We start from the raw sequence: 15,708 nt of genomic DNA on the forward strand, positions 1-15,708 counted from the left end.
CGGCAGCTCAGAAGTGAATGGTCATCACGATGTCCTGGTCGAAGTCGCCAAAGCCTTTGCCGAATATGTTCAGCCCACCGGGATTCTCGGCCCTCTCGTCGATGCCGATGCGAAACCGGATCGAGTGATGATCCTGAATTCCAAGCGACGCGATCGTCTGGGTCGATACCATGGCGCCATCGATCCAGGTCCCCCGGTCGTCGATGGTCCAGGTCTTGAGCTTGCCGTATTGCGAGCCGCTGAGCTTCCACCAGGCCGGTGAATAGATGCCCCGGCGATCGCCGAAGTCGCCCGGCGAGGTCCAGTAGCCGACCTTGATACCGTTGATCCAGATGGAGATGTCCGACGGCCAGTTGGCGTTGGTGGCCGGCGTCTCGGAACTCAGCTCCGCCGAGAACTCGATCTTGCGGACCGGCCGGCCGCTGACCTTGGCATTGTTCGGGAATTTGTATTCGACATAGCCGCGGGTGAACCAGAGAAGCGCGGCCTGCATGCGCTGCGGGTCAAGGAAGACTTCCTGAACGTCGAGCATGCCAATCACATTGTTGACGGAGCAAAGACCGCAGGGCGCCTCGACCTCGAATTCGGTGAAGAGGCCGATCGGCATGCTGACGGTGACGATATCGGGCGAATGATTGGTGCGGTTGTCGAACCGGATCAGGATTTCGCCATAGATGCTCGAGCAGATCTTCTGGTTGCCCTTCGAGGCCTTCATCGTGTGCGTCTGGATCAGCCCGGCTTTCTCGAGCGACTTGAGGTTTGTTGCGACCGTCGATTGCGGCATCGCCATATGAGCGGCAATGTCGTTGACGTTCAACGGGCCCTTCAGGCGCAGGAGATTGAGAATTTCGATGCGCGTGGCCGAGCCGAGGGCCTGCACGACCTCGACATCCTTGATTGGATCCACGGTTAAAAGCTTCGTCTCCATTCTTAGCTACTGAAACTCCGGCTCGGCGCTGGCTGGCCTGCTGATATCATGCAAATTCACCAGTTGTCGCATTGTTTTCCTTGTCGAGGGAGCGGCATGCCCCCTCGCGCAATTATCCTTTTATCCCGGAGGACAGCATCAGCGCCTGCGTCACACGCTTCTGGAACAGAAGGTAGGCGACCGCGACCGGCATTGCCGCGAGGATCGCAACCGCCATGTCGCGGGCGTATTTAACGCCGAATGCATCGCCAACCTGGGTGATCCCGACGGTAACCGTCATCATTTCCTCCGAGCTTGTCACCAGGAAGGGCCAGAGGAAGGCGTTCCAGGCCATGATGTAGGTGATGATGGCGAGCGCCGTGGTGATCCCCCAGTTCAGCGGCAAATAGAGCCGGAAAAGGATCTGGACATCGCCGCAGCCATCGAGTTTGGCCGCTTCCCGGAGTTCCTTCGGTACGGAATCGAAAAACTGTTTGTAGACGATGACAACGACCGGAATGATTAGCTGCGGCAGGATGATGCCGCCCCAGCTATTGATCAGGCCGAACCGGTGCATCAGCACGAATTGCGAGACGACGAGCGCCTGCGAGGGCACCATGAAACTCGCGAGAATGATGCCGTAGAGCAGTTTGCGCCCGGCAAAAACGATCTGCGACAAGGCATAGGCGCACATCACGCTGATCAGGATCACCACCACGGTGACCGCGATCGACGTGACGATCGAATTCACATACCAGGTGGCGAGCTTGGTCTCGAACAGGGCGAAGTAATAGGCCGAGAAATTGAAGACGTCAGGAATGAACGTCGTCTTGCTGACAACCTCCTGTTCCGGCTTCACCGAGGTAATCACCGCCCAATAGATCGGGAAGGCCCACATGCAGGCAACGCAAAGCGTGAGGACCAGAAGCAGGATGTTGCCGATGGATTTCCGTTGCATGGATCAGCGCTCCCTCACGCGCAAAAGCTGGTACTGCAGCACCGAAACGCTGGCGATGATCACGAAGAGGAAGACCGCGACCGCGGAACCGAGCCCGCCGTGATTGAGACGGAAAGCCTCGCGGTAGACGAGCTGGAGCAGCACGTAGGTCGAATTGAATGGTCCGCCCTCCGTCATCAGATACACCTGGTCGAAGATCTTGAGCTGCAGGATCAGTTGAAGCGTCAGCACAAGCGCGGTGACGGGCCAGATCAGCGGCCAGGTAATCCGGCAAAAACATTGCCAGCGCGTCGCGCCGTCAAGCATCGCCGCCTCGTAGTAATCGGCGGGGATGTTACGCAGGCCGGCAATAAAGAGCAGGAGATTGAAGCCGTTGGTCCACCATACCGTGACCAGCGCCACCATCGGCATCGCCCATAGCGGATCACGAAAAACGCTGATGCGCTTGCCGGTGAAAAATTCGATTACGTATTGAGCAACGCCGAATTGCTGATCCAGCACCCATTGCCAGATCTGCGTCACGACCGATACCGGCAGGATGTAGGGCAGGAAGAACAGGACCAGCACCAGGCTCTGCAACCAGCCTCTCAGACGCACCACCATGAGCGCGAGGCCGAGCCCGATCAGCGTGTTCGGTACAACAGTAAGCACCACGAAATAGCCGGTGTTCCATACCGACGTATAGAAGAGCTTCTGATTTAGCAATTTGATGTAATTGTCGAAACCGACCCACTCGCCTTCGCCGATCAGCGGCGCATTCGTGAAGCTCAAGGCGAACATCTTGTAGACGGGATAGGCGAAAACCGTCAGGTAGGTGATCACGAATGGCGCGATCATCAAAATGACTGTGAGCCTCTTGCTCCGTCCCCCGCTCGTCCTCACTGCAATTGTCCTCCGTTTCCATTGTTCCCGGTGGGACCAGCCGGCGACAGGCTGGCTGGTCCGTCGTCGTCTTACATCTGGCCCTTCAGCTCCTCCCGCATCTGCTCGATCGCTTCCCCGGGATCGAGCTGGCCGTTCAGGGCCGGCACGATGAAGTTCTGCGTTGCCTCGTAGATCGGCCCAGCGACGCCGGCGAGCGGCGAAACGGGATCGAAGACGGCGGTATCCGCGAGCTTCGCGTAAGTTGCATTCGGCTGCATTGCCTTGAACTCCGCACTCTCGGTCACGGGCCTGAAGGCGGGGATATGCCCTGCGTCGGCCCATGAAAGGCTGTGCTCATTCATCCATGCGATGATCTGGAGCACCGCCTTCAGCTTCTCCGGCGTGATCGGCTTGGCGTCGCTGTTCGGCACGGCGAAGGCGTGGGAGTCCGCCCAGGTAGCCGGTTGGCCCATCAGCACCGGAATCTGGATGGCGCCCCATTCGAAGCCGAGATTGCCGTTTTTCGCGAGATCCGTCATCGTCGGCACCTCCCAGACGCCGTTGATGTGCATCGCCGCCTTGCCCGACGTGAAGAGCGCAATCGAGGCTTCGTAGGAAATCAGTTGCGGCGAATAGCCGGACGAAACCCAGTTCGCCATCGTCGTCAGCGCTTTCACGCCGGCGTCGCCGGGAAGAATTTCATCGCCGTCGATGAACTTGCCCCCCTGTTGGGAAAGCAGCGTGTAGAACACGCGCCACATGGAGCCGCCCTCATCGGTGTGCAGCGAGAGCGGATACTGGACCTTGCCGGTTGCCTTGATCTTGTCGAGGGCGGCATTGAAATTATCCAGTCCGTCGAGGCCCTTCGGCAGGCCGTCATCGCCGAGCAACCCCGCCTCCTTGAGGATATTCTTGTTATAGTAGAGGACGATGGAGTGGACGTCGAAGGGGATGCCGTAGACCTTGCCGTCGGCGGAGGCCGAGTTCCAGCTCGCATCGACATAATTCTCCTTCTTGATACCCGCTTCCGCGAGTTCCTCCGGCGCCAGCGGCCGAAGGATTCCCGACGGAATTGCCAGCGGGAAGCGCGACAGGTGATAGGTCATGATATCCGGCTGCTGGCCGACAGCCGTCGACGTCTGCACCTTGGTGTAGAAGGGGACACCCCACTCGAGCGTCGTCGCATTGATCTTGATGTCCGGATGGGTCTCGTTGAACTCCTTGATCAGCGCTTTCATGCGCACGCCGTCGCCGCCGCTCAGGAAGTCCCACCAGGTAATGTCGGTCTGCGCAAAGGCGGTTGCCGAAGGCAGGACCGCCAGCGCACCCGCAAGGACTAGTTTCAAAAGCTTCTTCACGTCTGTCTCCTCCTCGATACAACCATGATGCTTCATTGAATCGGCGGATGTGATTGCGCCGCACTGCCTCCTTGTCCGGATGTTTTTCGCATCCGGCTTGCGAGCACCTTCAGCTCGCAATCCACATTTTCGCTTCATATCCGTATTTGAGATATCAACGCAGTCGCCTGCCCTGTTCGTCGAAGGCAAACAAGCTGCCGAGATCCAGGCTGAGCCTCACTTCCTGCTTGGGGTGCGGCCGCTCCTCGCCGCGGCATTCGACCGTCATCTCCCCACCCGTCGCCGTCAGCACGTGCAGGTAGCCGGTTCCCCCCAGTTCCTCGATGAACTCGGCCCGCGCTTTAAGCGGCACTCCTCCCTCCCGATCGCCAAGGGTGACATGCTCCGGTCGCACGCCGACAAAGATCTGGCTACCGACAGGGACCCTCGCGGTTGAATTGATGTCGAAGGCGGCTCCCGGGGCGTCGTTGAGTTCGACGGCGAGCCGCGTTGCGTCGCTCCCCGTAACCCGCCCCTTGAGGAAGTTCATTCCCGGTGAGCCGATGAAACCTGCGACGAACATGTTGTCCGGGTTGCGATAGAGCTCGAGGGGAGCGCCGACCTGTTGAACCACACCACTCTTCAACACCACGATCTTGTCGGCGAGCGTCATCGCCTCCACCTGGTCGTGGGTGACGTAAATCATCGTCGCGCCGATCTGGCGATGCAGGCGGGCAATCTCCATGCGCATCTTCACCCGCAGTTCCGCGTCCAGGTTCGAAAGCGGCTCATCGAAGAGAAAGACACGTGGCTCGCGGACGATGGCCCGGCCGATCGCCACGCGCTGGCGCTGTCCGCCGGAAAGCTGGCTTGGCTTGTGGCTCAGGTAGTCGGTCAGACGCAGGATTTCCGCCGCCGCCTTTACCTTCGTTTCAATCTCGGCCTTCGGCCGGCGCGCGATGGAAAGGCTGAAGGCCATGTTGTCGAAGACGGATAAATGCGGATAGAGGGCATAGGATTGGAAGACCATCGCCACACCGCGCTTCGACGCCTCCTTGCGTGTGACGTCCTCGGCTTCGATCCTGATCTCGCCACCGGTCGTTTCCTCGAGACCGGCGATCATGCGCAGAAGAGTGGATTTCCCACAGCCGGAAGGGCCGACGAAAACGGCGAACTCCCCCTGCTCGATCTCGATGTCGACATCGTGGATCACCTTCATGGCGCCGAACGACTTGCTGACGCCCGTCAACTTGATTCCGGACATTGTGCCTCCCGCTACCGCATTGGAATCGATCCCGTTCATGATACGGGCGACCTCCCCGGCCGCCCGGACCAGCGGCCGATTCACGCCGACGCAACGGAAAGCAGAACGAAGTGATAGGATCTCGGCGGCAGCGTACCGACGAGCGTGCCGGCATCGTCGACGGCGAGTGCTTTCCCCGCCTTGGGTACGATGCGGCTTTGATCGTCGACCGAGTTGCGCGCTTTGAGGTCGTCGCCATCCAGCATCTGGTGCTGAACGACCTTGGCTTGCTTGAAGCCCTGCAGATTGACTGTCAGGTCGAGCGGTTCGTCGAGGCTGCGGTTTATGGCGAAGATCGCAAGCGACCTGCCATCCTCCTGGAGGACCGCCGAAAGATCGAGATAGGGCACTTCCTGCGCCACGTCGCAGTCGTAGGTCGGGCCGGACGCGGCAACATTCAACGCCGTCCCGCGTCCGTATTTCGAGGCGTATTGCAGCGGATAATAGATCGACTGCCGCCAGGCCGGTCCGCCGGCCTTGGTCAGGATCGGCGCAATCACGTTGACGAGCTGCGCCATGCACGCGATCTTCACCCGGTCGGACCGCCGAATGAAGACGTTGAGAAGCGAACCGACGAAGATCGCGTCCTCGAGATTGTACAGCTCTTCGAGAAGCGGCGGCGCTTCCGGCCAATCCCAGCTCGCGATGCGTTCGCCATCTTGCTTGCGGTCATGGTACCAGACATTCCACTCGTCAAAGCAGATCTTCACATCGCGCTTCGAGCGCTTCTTCGCCTTGATGTAGTCGATGACGCCGCCGATGGTGACAATGTAACGGTCGAGATCGATCGCCTTGGCGTAGTAGTTGAGCGTGTCCTGCTCTTCGTTTCCGAAATATTTGTGAAGCGAGATGTAGTCGACGCTGTCATAGCTGGCGTCGAGCACCGTTGCCTCCCACTCCGGATAGGTCTTCATCTTGTCGTTCGACGAGCCGCAAACCACCGTCTCCAGCGTCTTGTCGAAATATTTGAAGGCCTTGCTTACTTCATTGGCGAGATGGCCATACTCGGCCGCGCTCTTGTGCCCGACTTGCCAGGGTCCGTCGATCTCGTTGCCGAGGCACCAGATCCGCACATTGTGCGGTTCCTTGTATCCGTGCTTGGCGCGCAGATCGCTCCAATAGGTCCCGCCGGGATGGTTGCAATATTCGAGGAAGTTGCGGGCATCATCCAGGCCGCGCGAGCCAAGGTTCATCGCCAGCATCATCTCGGTGCCGGCCAGCTTTGCCCAGTCGGCGAATTCATTGACGCCGACCTGGTTGGTTTCGCGCGTGCGCCACGCGAGATCCAGCCGAACCGGGCGCTCCTCGCGCGGGCCGATACCATCCTCCCACCGGTAGGCGGAAACGAAATTGCCGCCCGGATAACGCACGATCGGCATGTCGAGATCGCGCACCATTTCGAGGACATCACGGCGAAAGCCATCCGCATCGGCCTGCTCATGACCGGGTTCGTAGATGCCCGTGTAAACCGCCCGGCCCATGTGCTCCAGGAAGGAACCATAGACGCGCTTGTCGACGGTCGAGATCGTGTATTCCCGGTTGAGTGTGGCTTTCGCTCGCATGGGCTTCCTCGTTGGTTGAATTCGATTTTGCCCGAAGCTAATCTGTATGATTTTTCAAATCAACATTTTTGTTTTATATCAAAAAATCAGATACACATTACGCAACCGCATGAACATCCGAGCCTTGAAGAGCGTCCGCCTATCGGCGCGAACAGCGACGTCCGGACACGGCAAAACGGGAATGTCAGCCAATCCGCAACGCCAGGAGCTTGTCGATGCGCATGCCGTCCATGTCTACGATTTCGAAGCGCCAGCCCTCGAAATCGAAGCTCTCGCCCACATGCGGGAGATGGCCAAGGACCTGCAGTGCGAAGCCAGCGATCGTGTGGAAGTCGCCCTCCGGGCGATCGTGGAAGCCCAGCCTCTCGAAGGCATCGTGCGCGGCCATCATGCCCTCGATCAGCATGCTGCCGTCCTCGCGCACCACGATGTCGGGCTCGACGGTTTCCGTATCCGGCAGGTCGCCCGCAATTGCCTCCAACAGGTCTGTCTGGGTGACGATCCCCTCGAGGCTGCCGTACTCGTCGATGATGGCGGCCAGGCGCACGGGGGCACTCTTGAATTTCTCGAGCACGCGGAAGACGGCCGTCGATTCGTGCAGGATCAGCGGCTCCCGAATAACACCAAGGACGTCCAGTGGCCGATGGTCGAGCAATTGGTCGAGCAGGTCCTTCTTGAGCACCATACCCAGCGGATAGTCGATGTTGCCCCTGCCGATCAGAAGCTGCTCGTGGTGACATTCCCTGATCGTCCTGAGGATCTCCTCCTGGCTGTCGTCTGCGTCGATCCAGTCGATCTCGATCCGGGGCGTCATGAAGTCGGAAATCCTCCGATCGCCGATGCTGAAGATCCGCTCCACCAGTTCCTGCTGGGCGGCATCGAGAAGCCCGGCTTCCTGGCTTTCGGCCACCAAAAGCTTCAGCTCGGTCGGGGAATGCAGCGATGCCTCGCCGGCACCTGGGCGCAGACCGACCAATCGAAGCACGAGATTGCCGAGGCCGTTAAGGGAGAGGATCGCCGGGCGCAGCAGAAACAGGAACAGCGCGAGCGGACGGACGACGGCCAGCGCCGTGCCCTCGCTGCGCTGCAATGCCAGGCTCTTCGGTGCCAGTTCGCCCAGCACGATATGCAGCGCCGTGATTATGATGAAGGAGACCGCGACGGCGATCGCGTGCGATCCGACCGATGCCCAGGCCGCAGGCAAGACCGTCAGCAACGGCGCGATCAGATGGGCGAGCGCGGGTTCGCCGACCCATCCTAGCGCCAGGGACGATATCGTGATCCCAAGCTGGGTGGCCGCCAGGTTGGCATCGAGATTATCGACGGCATGTTGGAGCGCGCTCGCGTTCATGCGCTTTTGCGCGACCAGTTCCGCCACGCGGCTGCGGCGGACTGAAACGAGCGAAAACTCGGCGGCGACGAAAAAGCCATTCGCGCCGACAAGCAGAAACACGGCCAATATCCCGAGATAATCGAGAATACTGCCATCGGAACCGGACATGATCTCCCTTCGGGCGGGTGACGCCTCGGACTGTTGAAGCTCGAACCAGCGTATCACGCTCTTGCCGCCGGAGGCAGACGAGAGATGTCTGTGTGACGTAGGTTTGAGCGCCCCCGCCTCGGCCGAGCGCGCCCAAAGCGGCCATGGGGGTACGAATGGCAAATCTCTTCGATTCACATCTAGATTTGCACCCGAAATCTTTTCTAGGATACGTGGACGAGGGCCGCTTCGTACCTTCTCTTCTCGACGCCTCCCCTTCACTCATGGGATTACCCGATGCCAAAGACATTTCTCTCGATCGGCGAATGCATGATCGAACTTTCACAGGCCGGCGACGGCCATCTCAAGAAGGGTTTCGCGGGCGATAGCTTCAATACGGCGTGGTATGCCCGCGCCTTTCTCGGCGACGACTGGCGGGTAAGCTACTTCACGGCACTCGGAACGGACAGGCTTTCCGACGAAATGCTCGCCTTCATGAGCGGCGCCGGCATCGCCAGCGATCACGTGCGCCGCATCGAGGGGCGCAATCCCGGCATGTACATGATCCACCTGAAGGACGGCGAGCGCAGCTTCCAATATTGGCGGGAAACATCTGCGGCGAGACTTCTGGCCGAAGATCGCGACTGGCTGCGCGCGGCGATCGACAGCGCCGAACTCATCTATTTCTCCGGCATCACGCTCGCGATCCTCTCGCCCGACGATCGGGCCCGCCTGCTGGACGAAATCGGCCGGGCACGCGAATTGGGAAAGATCGTCGCGTTCGATCCGAACCTGCGGCCACGGCTGTGGCAAGACACCGAGACGATGTGCGCCGTGGTTTCGGACGGCGCGCGCGTGGCGACGATGGTCTTCCCGAGCTTCGACGACGAGCGCAGCTATTTCGGCGACGCTGATCGTCAAGCGACGGTGAGCCGTTACCGCGAACTCGGCGCGGAGCTTGTCGTGGTCAAGGACGGCGCGAACGGCATAACGATCGGCGATACCGGATCACACATCGATGTACCCGCCCATCCCGCCGACCCGGTCAGGGACACGACCAGCGCCGGCGACAGCTTCAACGGGGCCTTCCTGGCGATGCATCTGCGGGGACAGCCCACTCGGGACGCCGGGGCGTTCGCCGCAAAGGTCGCCGCACGCGTCATAGAGCAGCCCGGCGCCCTCATCGGATCGGAACATTTGCCGCAACCGGAAGTGGCCTGACATTCCACCCCCCTACAATAAGGACGGAAGCCGACGGCCGCGATATATGGCGCCGCTCTAAAATGTCGTGCTATCTTGCGGCCCCGGAGACCCGGACAGGAGAACCAAGCGAGCAAAGAATTTCCGCAAACGCCACATTGGCGACAGAACATTTCACAAACGGCGTGCGGAGCATCATAAGTTTGCGTTGTAGTAGTCGATTAAATTGATAGTTTTATCTGGCAAAGGATGGAGGGCGATATGGGCTCGAATAGACTTACCGGAATGATGAAACTAGCGCTTGTGGTCGGCAGCCTGCAGCTTGGCTCCATTGGCCTCGCTCAAGCGGATACAACGATCCTGAACGTTTCCTATGATCCCACTCGGGAGCTCTACAAGGAAGTCAATGCGGCCTTCGCCGAAAAATGGAAGGCCGATACCGGCGAGACGGTGACGATCCAGACCTCTCATGGCGGCTCCGGCAAACAGGCGCGGTCGGTGATCGACGGCCTCGAGGCAGACGTCGTGACGCTGGCGCTTGAAGCCGATATCGACGCGATCGCCAAGGAGAGCGGGAAAATTCCGGCCGACTGGAAGACCCGCTTCGCAAACAACAGCTCTCCCTACACCTCGACCATCGTTTTCCTCGTTCGCAAGGGCAATCCCAAAGGCATCAAGGATTGGGGCGATCTCGTCAAGGAAGACATCCAGGTGATCACCCCCAACCCGAAGACCTCGGGTGGTGCGCGCTGGAACTTCCTTGCAGCCTGGGCCTGGGCACGGGCCGCCAATGGCGGCGACGATGCCAAGGCGCAGGAGTATGTGGCGCAGTTGTTCAAGCACGTGCCGGTTCTCGACACGGGCGCACGCGGCGCGACGACAACCTTCGTCCAGCGGGGCCTCGGCGACGTGCTGCTCGCCTGGGAAAATGAAGCCTACCTCTCGCTTGAAGAACTTGGACCAGACAATTTCGAGATCGTGACGCCATCGATCTCGATCAAGGCCGAGCCGCCGGTCGCACTTGTGGACGGCAACGTCGACAGCAAGGGCACGAGAAAAGTGGCCGAAGCCTACCTGAATTACCTCTACAGCGATGTCGGCCAGAAGCTGGCCGCCAAGCACTACTATCGGCCCTTCAAGCCGGAGCTCGCGGACCCCAAGGACACGGCGCGCTTTGCGGATGTGAAGCTGGTCACTATTGACGAATTCGGCGGTTGGAAGGAAGCTCAGCCGAAGTTCTTCGCCGACGGCGGAATTTTCGACCAGATCTACAAGCCGGGACAATAATATTTCATGGCCTTTCGCAGCAGCAGGCGATGGCAGTTTCGGCAGCCGAGCGTCATTCCGGGTTTCGGATTGGCGCTCGGCGTCACGCTGACATGGCTCACCCTCATCGTACTCATTCCGCTTTCCGGGCTCATCTGGCGCTCGAGCGGCCTTGGCTGGTCGAAGTTCTTCGCCCTGGCATCTGACCAGCGGACCGTCAACGCTTTGACGATCAGCTTCGGCACTGCTTTCGTGGCCGCGGTAATCAACCTCTTTTTCGGCGTCGTGCTTGCCTGGGTGCTCGTTCGCTATCGGTTTCCCGGAAAGCGCGTCATCGACGCCATGGTCGATCTGCCGTTCGCGCTGCCGACCGCGGTTGCCGGCATTGCGCTAACGGCGCTCTATGCACCGAACGGCTGGATCGGTTCGCTTCTTGCACCCCTCGGCATCAAGATCGCCTTCACGCCCGCCGGCATCGTCGTGGCCCTCGTCTTCGTCGGCCTGCCCTTCGTGGTCAGAACGGTTCAGCCGATCATGGAGGAAATCGACAAGGAGGTGGAGGAAGCGGCCGCAACGCTTGGCGCCAGCCGCTTTCAGACGATCAGCCGCGTTCTGCTGCCGGGCCTTCTTCCGGCCGGGCTGACGGGCTTCGCGCTCGCCTTTGCACGTGGCGTCGGCGAATACGGCTCCGTCATCTTCATCGCCGGCAACCTGCCTTACGTCTCGGAGATCGCGCCGCTCCTGATCATCATTCGCCTTGAGGAGTTCAACTATCCGGCGGCAACCGCGATCGCCGCGGTGATGCTGCTCCTTTCTTTCATCATGCTGCTGGTCATCAACACGATCCAGTCCTGGAGCAGACGGAGATACGGTTATGGCGCATGATGTCGGTTCCGCGTCGATTGCGGCGCCATCAAATCTGGTGAGGGCGGCGACCTCGGAGACGCGGTTCGCACGCATGACGCTGATCGTGGTTGCTCTCGGTTTCGTCGCGCTTTTCCTGCTGCTGCCGCTTGCCACCGTGTTTATCGAGGCGTTCCGCAAGGGACCGGCGGAGTTCCTCTCGGCGCTGCGTGACGCGGAGACCTTTTCCGCCATTCGCCTGACGTTGCTGGTTGCCGCGATCGCCGTGCCGCTCAATCTCGTCTTCGGGGTGGCGGCCGCCTGGGCGATCGCCAAGTTCGAGTTCAAGGGCAAGGCGTTCCTGACGACCTTGATCGACCTGCCCTTCTCGGTGTCGCCCGTGATTTCGGGCCTTGTCTTCGTGCTGCTCTTCGGGTCGCACAGCCTGCTCGGCCCTATCCTGCAACGCTATGGCATCCAGATCCTCTTTGCCGTGCCTGCGCTGGTGCTTGCAACTGTCTTCGTCACCTTCCCCTTCGTCGCGCGCGAACTCATCCCGCTGATGCAGGAACAGGGTACCAGCGACGAGGAAGCGGCATTGTCGCTCGGCGCCACCGGCTGGCAAACCTTCTGGCATGTGACGCTGCCCAACATCAAATGGGGCCTGCTTTACGGCGTACTTCTCTGCAACGCCCGCGCCATGGGTGAGTTCGGTGCCGTCTCCGTCGTTTCCGGCCATATTCGCGGCCAAACGAACACCATGCCGTTGCAGGTGGAAATCCTCTATAATGAGTACAATTTCGTCGCCGCCTTTGCAGTGGCGGCGCTCCTTGCGCTCCTGGCGCTGGTAACGCTCGTCCTGAAGACGGCACTTGAACTTCGATACAGCGACGAGATCGCTGCCAGCCGCAGGCATTGAAAGGTCCAGACATCCATGGAAGTCCGCGTCCAGAACATACGCAAGGAATTCGGCCGCTTCCCGGCGCTCGACGACGTGTCGCTCGATATTCGGTCCGGCGAACTAATCGCGTTGCTTGGCCCGTCCGGCTCGGGAAAGACCACATTGCTGCGGCTCGTCGCCGGACTCGAGAGCCCGACCGGAGGCATGATCTTCTTCGGCGACGAGGATGCATCGAAGAAGAGCGTACAGGAGCGAAACATCGGTTTCGTCTTCCAGCACTATGCCCTCTTCCGGCACATGACGGTGCTTGACAACGTCGCCTTCGGGCTGAAGGTACGGCCTGCCAACCGTCGGCCGCCGGCCGCCGAAATCCGCCGCCGGGCCCTCGATCTGCTCGATCTCGTGCAGCTCTCCGGCCTCGAAAAGCGCTATCCGGCCCAGCTTTCCGGCGGCCAGCGCCAGCGCGTGGCACTCGCGCGCGCCATGGCGGTCGAGCCCAACGTGCTGCTGCTCGACGAGCCCTTCGGAGCGCTCGACGCCCAGGTGCGCAAGGAGTTGAGACGCTGGCTCAGGGAGATCCACGACCGAACCGGCCACACCACGATCTTCGTCACCCACGACCAGGAGGAAGCCCTGGAGCTTGCCGACCGCATCGTCGTGATGAGCAATGGCGCGATCGAACAGGTCGGAACCCCCGACGAAATCTACGACTATCCGGTCTCGCCTTTCGTCTACGGCTTCATCGGCCAGTCCAATTGCCTCAACGTGACGCTTTCCAGTGGCGAAATCTGGTTTGAAGACCGACCGATCGGATTGCGCGCAGCGAGCGAACCCGACGGTTCGGCCACCCTCTACTTCCGCCCGCATGACATCGAGCTCATCGATGGCTGCGGCGGCTGTCTGGCTGGCCTCGTGACAGGCAGCCGCCGCGTGGCCGGAACGCGCCATCTCGAACTCGATCTCGGCCGTACGCACCCGGCCGTGGAGATCGAGCTGCCGCCGGAGCGCGCGACCGCGGCCGATCACGCCCGCATCGCCTTCAGGCCGACCAAATGGAAGCTCTTCCGCAAGGACGAAGCGCTGCCGGAAGTCAAGCCGAGGGTCGAAATTCCCACCGGCGAACTGGCGCGCACGGGCACGTAATGTCGGTTATCGAAGATCTGACGCGATCGCTCGGCGAGGCGGTCGTGCTGACCGGCGACCGGATCGCGGAACGCCATCGCAGCGACGCCAGCCTTACCGGACGCAGCCTGCCCAAGGCCGTCCTTCGCCCCGCAAGCGTGGCGGAGGTTGCCGCAGCACTCAGGATTTGCGACGGCCATCGTCAAAGCGTGGTGCCGCAAGGCGGCATGACAGGACTCGCCGGCGGCGCCAACCCCGCCGCCTGCGACATCGTCATATCGATGGAGCGGCTTTCCGGCATCGAGGAGATCGACGCGGCGGCCGCGACGATGACCGTACTTGCCGGCACACCGCTTGAAGTCGCGCAACGCGCGGCCGAAGATGCGGGTTTCCTGCTCCCGATAGATCTCGGCGCACGCGGCTCGTGCCAGATCGGCGGCAATCTCGCCACCAATGCCGGCGGTATCCGCGTCATCCGCAACGGTGTCGCCCGTGACAATGTGCTGGGCATCGAGGTCGTGCTTGCCGACGGCACGGTGGTCTCTTCGCTCAACAAGATGATCAAGAACAATACCGGCTACGACCTCCGGCAATTTTTCATCGGTTCGGAGGGCACGCTCGGCATCATCACCCGCGCCGTGCTGCGCCTGCGCCCGTTGCCGGCCGGACGGCTGACGGCACTTTGTGCGCTCGACAGCTACGCGGACGTCGTCGCCTTGCTGAAGCGCGCTCAGCGGGCGCTTTCCGGTCTCTCCGCGTTCGAAGCCATGTGGGAGAGCTACTTCCGCTTCAATTGCGAGGCGGAAGGACGGCAATTTTTCGAAACCTCTCCGGCCTTCGCCGCGATCATCGAACAGGACAGCCGCGGACAGGACGGCGAACGCGAGCAATTTGAGGCCTTCCTCGGACAGGCCCTTGAAGACGGCTTGATCGGCGATGCGCTGGTCGCCCAGTCGGAGAAGGAGGCCCAGGCCTTCTGGCGCGTGCGTGAAGGCCATGCCATGGACAGGCTGCTGCCTTCCCTCGTCAATCTCGATCTCAGTTTGCCGATCGGCGATATCGGCCGCTTTGCCGAGGAATGCGGCAGGGCGCTTTCCGCCCGGTTCCCCCCGGCACATGTCTCCTTCTTCGGCCACGTCGGCGACAGCAATCTCCATATCGCCTTTTCCGTTCCGGACGCGGCTCAGGAGACCGCGCATCAGGTCGATGCGATCGTCTACCCGCTTGTCGCCGCCTACGACGGATCGATCTCTGCCGAACACGGGATCGGCACCTTGAAGCGCGACTTCCTCGACCACTCCCGCAGCGAGGCCGAGTTGGACGTCATGCGCCGTATCAAGCATGCCCTCGACCCGAACGGCATCCTCAATCCCGGCAAAGTGCTGCGCTAACGCAAAGAGGCGGCGCCTGCACCAGTGAAAGGACCGGCACATGACCGACGAACAAAGCGACTCCAGATCGGCAATGGACGGAGAGCTCGGCATTCTTGCCAGACGCAAGATCGAGGCGGGGATCATCGCGCCGATCTATGAGGTCATGCGCGAGAAGATCGGTGAGGCGCTCGCCCAATCCATCATCGATACCGCGATCACCCGCGCTGCCATCGACGCCGGCAAGGCCTTTGCCGCAAAAACGCCCGGCGGAACCAGTCTGCGGACGTTTCAGGAGTTGCAGGATCTCTGGACCCAGGACGACGCGCTGACGATCGAGGTCGTCCGCGCGACGGACGAGGAGTTCCATTACAATGTGCTGCGCTGTCGCTACGCCGAGACCTATCGGGAAATGGGTCTCGGGCATATCGGGCATCTTCTGTCCTGTAACCGGGACGGCGTATTCTGCACGGGCTACGATCCGCGCATCAAGCTGGAGCGCACCCAGACGGTGATGCAGGGCGCATCCCATTGCGACTTCAAATATCGCCTCAACAAGACCGCGGAACCGTCCTCCAAATAGGCGTTGCGCAGA

The 15,708-nt window shown here is 60.9% G+C and carries 14 protein-coding genes; 7 read left to right on the forward strand and 7 right to left on the reverse strand.

Features of this window, described 5'->3' with window-relative positions; all coding sequences use genetic code 11:
• Positions 1 to 7 precede the first annotated feature (7 nt).
• From FKV68_RS31915 to FKV68_RS31945, 7 genes are all read right to left on the reverse strand, one after another.
• Positions 8 to 928 carry an ArsR/SmtB family transcription factor gene (locus FKV68_RS31915; protein ID WP_180942893.1) on the reverse strand — a complete coding sequence of 307 codons (921 nt, stop codon included), beginning with the start codon at positions 926 to 928 and terminating at the stop codon, positions 8 to 10.
• A 112-nt stretch (positions 929 to 1,040) separates the two neighbouring features.
• Positions 1,041 to 1,865 carry a carbohydrate ABC transporter permease gene (locus FKV68_RS31920; protein WP_180942894.1) on the reverse strand — a complete coding sequence of 275 codons (825 nt, stop codon included), beginning with the start codon at positions 1,863 to 1,865 and terminating at the stop codon, positions 1,041 to 1,043.
• 3 nt (positions 1,866 to 1,868) lie between these two features.
• On the reverse strand, positions 1,869 to 2,702 hold the full coding sequence (locus FKV68_RS31925) for a carbohydrate ABC transporter permease (RefSeq protein WP_180943991.1): 834 nt from the start codon (positions 2,700 to 2,702) through the stop codon (positions 1,869 to 1,871).
• A gap of 116 nt (positions 2,703 to 2,818) precedes the next feature.
• Positions 2,819 to 4,087, reverse strand: a complete 1,269-nt coding sequence (locus tag FKV68_RS31930; RefSeq protein ID WP_180942895.1) for an ABC transporter substrate-binding protein — start codon at positions 4,085 to 4,087, stop codon at positions 2,819 to 2,821.
• Positions 4,088 to 4,241: 154 nt separating this feature from the next.
• The gene (locus FKV68_RS31935) at positions 4,242 to 5,330 is read right to left on the reverse strand and encodes an ABC transporter ATP-binding protein (protein ID WP_180942896.1); all 1,089 of its coding nucleotides are present in this window, start codon (positions 5,328 to 5,330) and stop codon (positions 4,242 to 4,244) included.
• A gap of 80 nt (positions 5,331 to 5,410) precedes the next feature.
• Positions 5,411 to 6,931 carry an arabinosylfuranosidase ArfA gene (gene arfA / locus FKV68_RS31940; protein ID WP_180942897.1) on the reverse strand — a complete coding sequence of 507 codons (1,521 nt, stop codon included), beginning with the start codon at positions 6,929 to 6,931 and terminating at the stop codon, positions 5,411 to 5,413.
• Between the two features lie 184 nt (positions 6,932 to 7,115).
• Positions 7,116 to 8,432, reverse strand: a complete 1,317-nt coding sequence (locus FKV68_RS31945; RefSeq protein ID WP_180942898.1) for a hemolysin family protein — start codon at positions 8,430 to 8,432, stop codon at positions 7,116 to 7,118.
• 276 nt (positions 8,433 to 8,708) lie between these two features.
• Between FKV68_RS31945 and FKV68_RS31950 the strand changes: the two genes are divergently transcribed.
• From FKV68_RS31950 to FKV68_RS31980, 7 genes are all read left to right on the forward strand, one after another.
• On the forward strand, positions 8,709 to 9,632 hold the full coding sequence (locus tag FKV68_RS31950; protein ID WP_180942899.1) for a sugar kinase: 924 nt from the start codon (positions 8,709 to 8,711) through the stop codon (positions 9,630 to 9,632).
• Positions 9,633 to 9,872: 240 nt separating this feature from the next.
• The gene (locus FKV68_RS31955) at positions 9,873 to 10,898 is read left to right on the forward strand and encodes a sulfate ABC transporter substrate-binding protein (protein WP_180941125.1); all 1,026 of its coding nucleotides are present in this window, start codon (positions 9,873 to 9,875) and stop codon (positions 10,896 to 10,898) included.
• A gap of 6 nt (positions 10,899 to 10,904) precedes the next feature.
• Positions 10,905 to 11,762, forward strand: a complete 858-nt coding sequence (gene cysT, locus FKV68_RS31960; RefSeq protein ID WP_180942900.1) for a sulfate ABC transporter permease subunit CysT — start codon at positions 10,905 to 10,907, stop codon at positions 11,760 to 11,762.
• Positions 11,752 to 12,639, forward strand: coding sequence for a sulfate ABC transporter permease subunit CysW (cysW, locus tag FKV68_RS31965; protein ID WP_180942901.1), 888 nt, complete (start codon positions 11,752 to 11,754; stop codon positions 12,637 to 12,639). Before cysT ends, cysW begins: the two co-directional genes overlap by 11 nt.
• 15 nt (positions 12,640 to 12,654) lie before the next feature.
• Complete coding sequence (locus FKV68_RS31970) at positions 12,655 to 13,764, forward strand: sulfate/molybdate ABC transporter ATP-binding protein (protein ID WP_180942902.1); 1,110 nt, start codon at positions 12,655 to 12,657, stop codon at positions 13,762 to 13,764.
• On the forward strand, positions 13,764 to 15,134 hold the full coding sequence (locus tag FKV68_RS31975) for an FAD-binding oxidoreductase (protein WP_180942903.1): 1,371 nt from the start codon (positions 13,764 to 13,766) through the stop codon (positions 15,132 to 15,134). Before FKV68_RS31970 ends, FKV68_RS31975 begins: the two co-directional genes overlap by 1 nt.
• Positions 15,135 to 15,174: 40 nt before the next feature.
• A complete protein-coding gene (locus FKV68_RS31980; RefSeq protein WP_180942904.1) occupies positions 15,175 to 15,696 on the forward strand; it encodes an L-2-amino-thiazoline-4-carboxylic acid hydrolase in 522 nt (173 codons plus the stop codon).
• The last annotated feature ends 12 nt before the right edge of the window (positions 15,697 to 15,708 follow it).

This window comes from Sinorhizobium mexicanum (assembly GCF_013488225.1).
Lineage (GTDB): Bacteria > Pseudomonadota > Alphaproteobacteria > Rhizobiales > Rhizobiaceae > Sinorhizobium > Sinorhizobium mexicanum.

Bases quoted from the DNA above. Each gene is read 5' to 3' on its own strand.
- FKV68_RS31915 (WP_180942893.1), bottom strand. From the start codon at position 928: ATGGAGACGAAGCTTTTAACCGTGGATCCAATCAAGGATGTCGAGGTC.
- FKV68_RS31920 (WP_180942894.1), bottom strand. From the start codon at position 1,865: ATGCAACGGAAATCCATCGGCAACATCCTGCTTCTGGTCCTCACGCTT.
- FKV68_RS31925 (WP_180943991.1), bottom strand. From the start codon at position 2,702: ATGATCGCGCCATTCGTGATCACCTACCTGACGGTTTTCGCCTATCCC.
- FKV68_RS31935 (WP_180942896.1), bottom strand. From the start codon at position 5,330: ATGTCCGGAATCAAGTTGACGGGCGTCAGCAAGTCGTTCGGCGCCATG.
- arfA (WP_180942897.1), bottom strand. From the start codon at position 6,931: ATGCGAGCGAAAGCCACACTCAACCGGGAATACACGATCTCGACCGTC.
- FKV68_RS31945 (WP_180942898.1), bottom strand. From the start codon at position 8,432: ATGTCCGGTTCCGATGGCAGTATTCTCGATTATCTCGGGATATTGGCC.
- FKV68_RS31950 (WP_180942899.1), top strand. From the start codon at position 8,709: ATGCCAAAGACATTTCTCTCGATCGGCGAATGCATGATCGAACTTTCA.
- FKV68_RS31955 (WP_180941125.1), top strand. From the start codon at position 9,873: ATGGGCTCGAATAGACTTACCGGAATGATGAAACTAGCGCTTGTGGTC.
- cysT (WP_180942900.1), top strand. From the start codon at position 10,905: ATGGCCTTTCGCAGCAGCAGGCGATGGCAGTTTCGGCAGCCGAGCGTC.
- cysW (WP_180942901.1), top strand. From the start codon at position 11,752: ATGGCGCATGATGTCGGTTCCGCGTCGATTGCGGCGCCATCAAATCTG.
- FKV68_RS31970 (WP_180942902.1), top strand. From the start codon at position 12,655: ATGGAAGTCCGCGTCCAGAACATACGCAAGGAATTCGGCCGCTTCCCG.
- FKV68_RS31975 (WP_180942903.1), top strand. From the start codon at position 13,764: ATGTCGGTTATCGAAGATCTGACGCGATCGCTCGGCGAGGCGGTCGTG.
- FKV68_RS31980 (WP_180942904.1), top strand. From the start codon at position 15,175: ATGACCGACGAACAAAGCGACTCCAGATCGGCAATGGACGGAGAGCTC.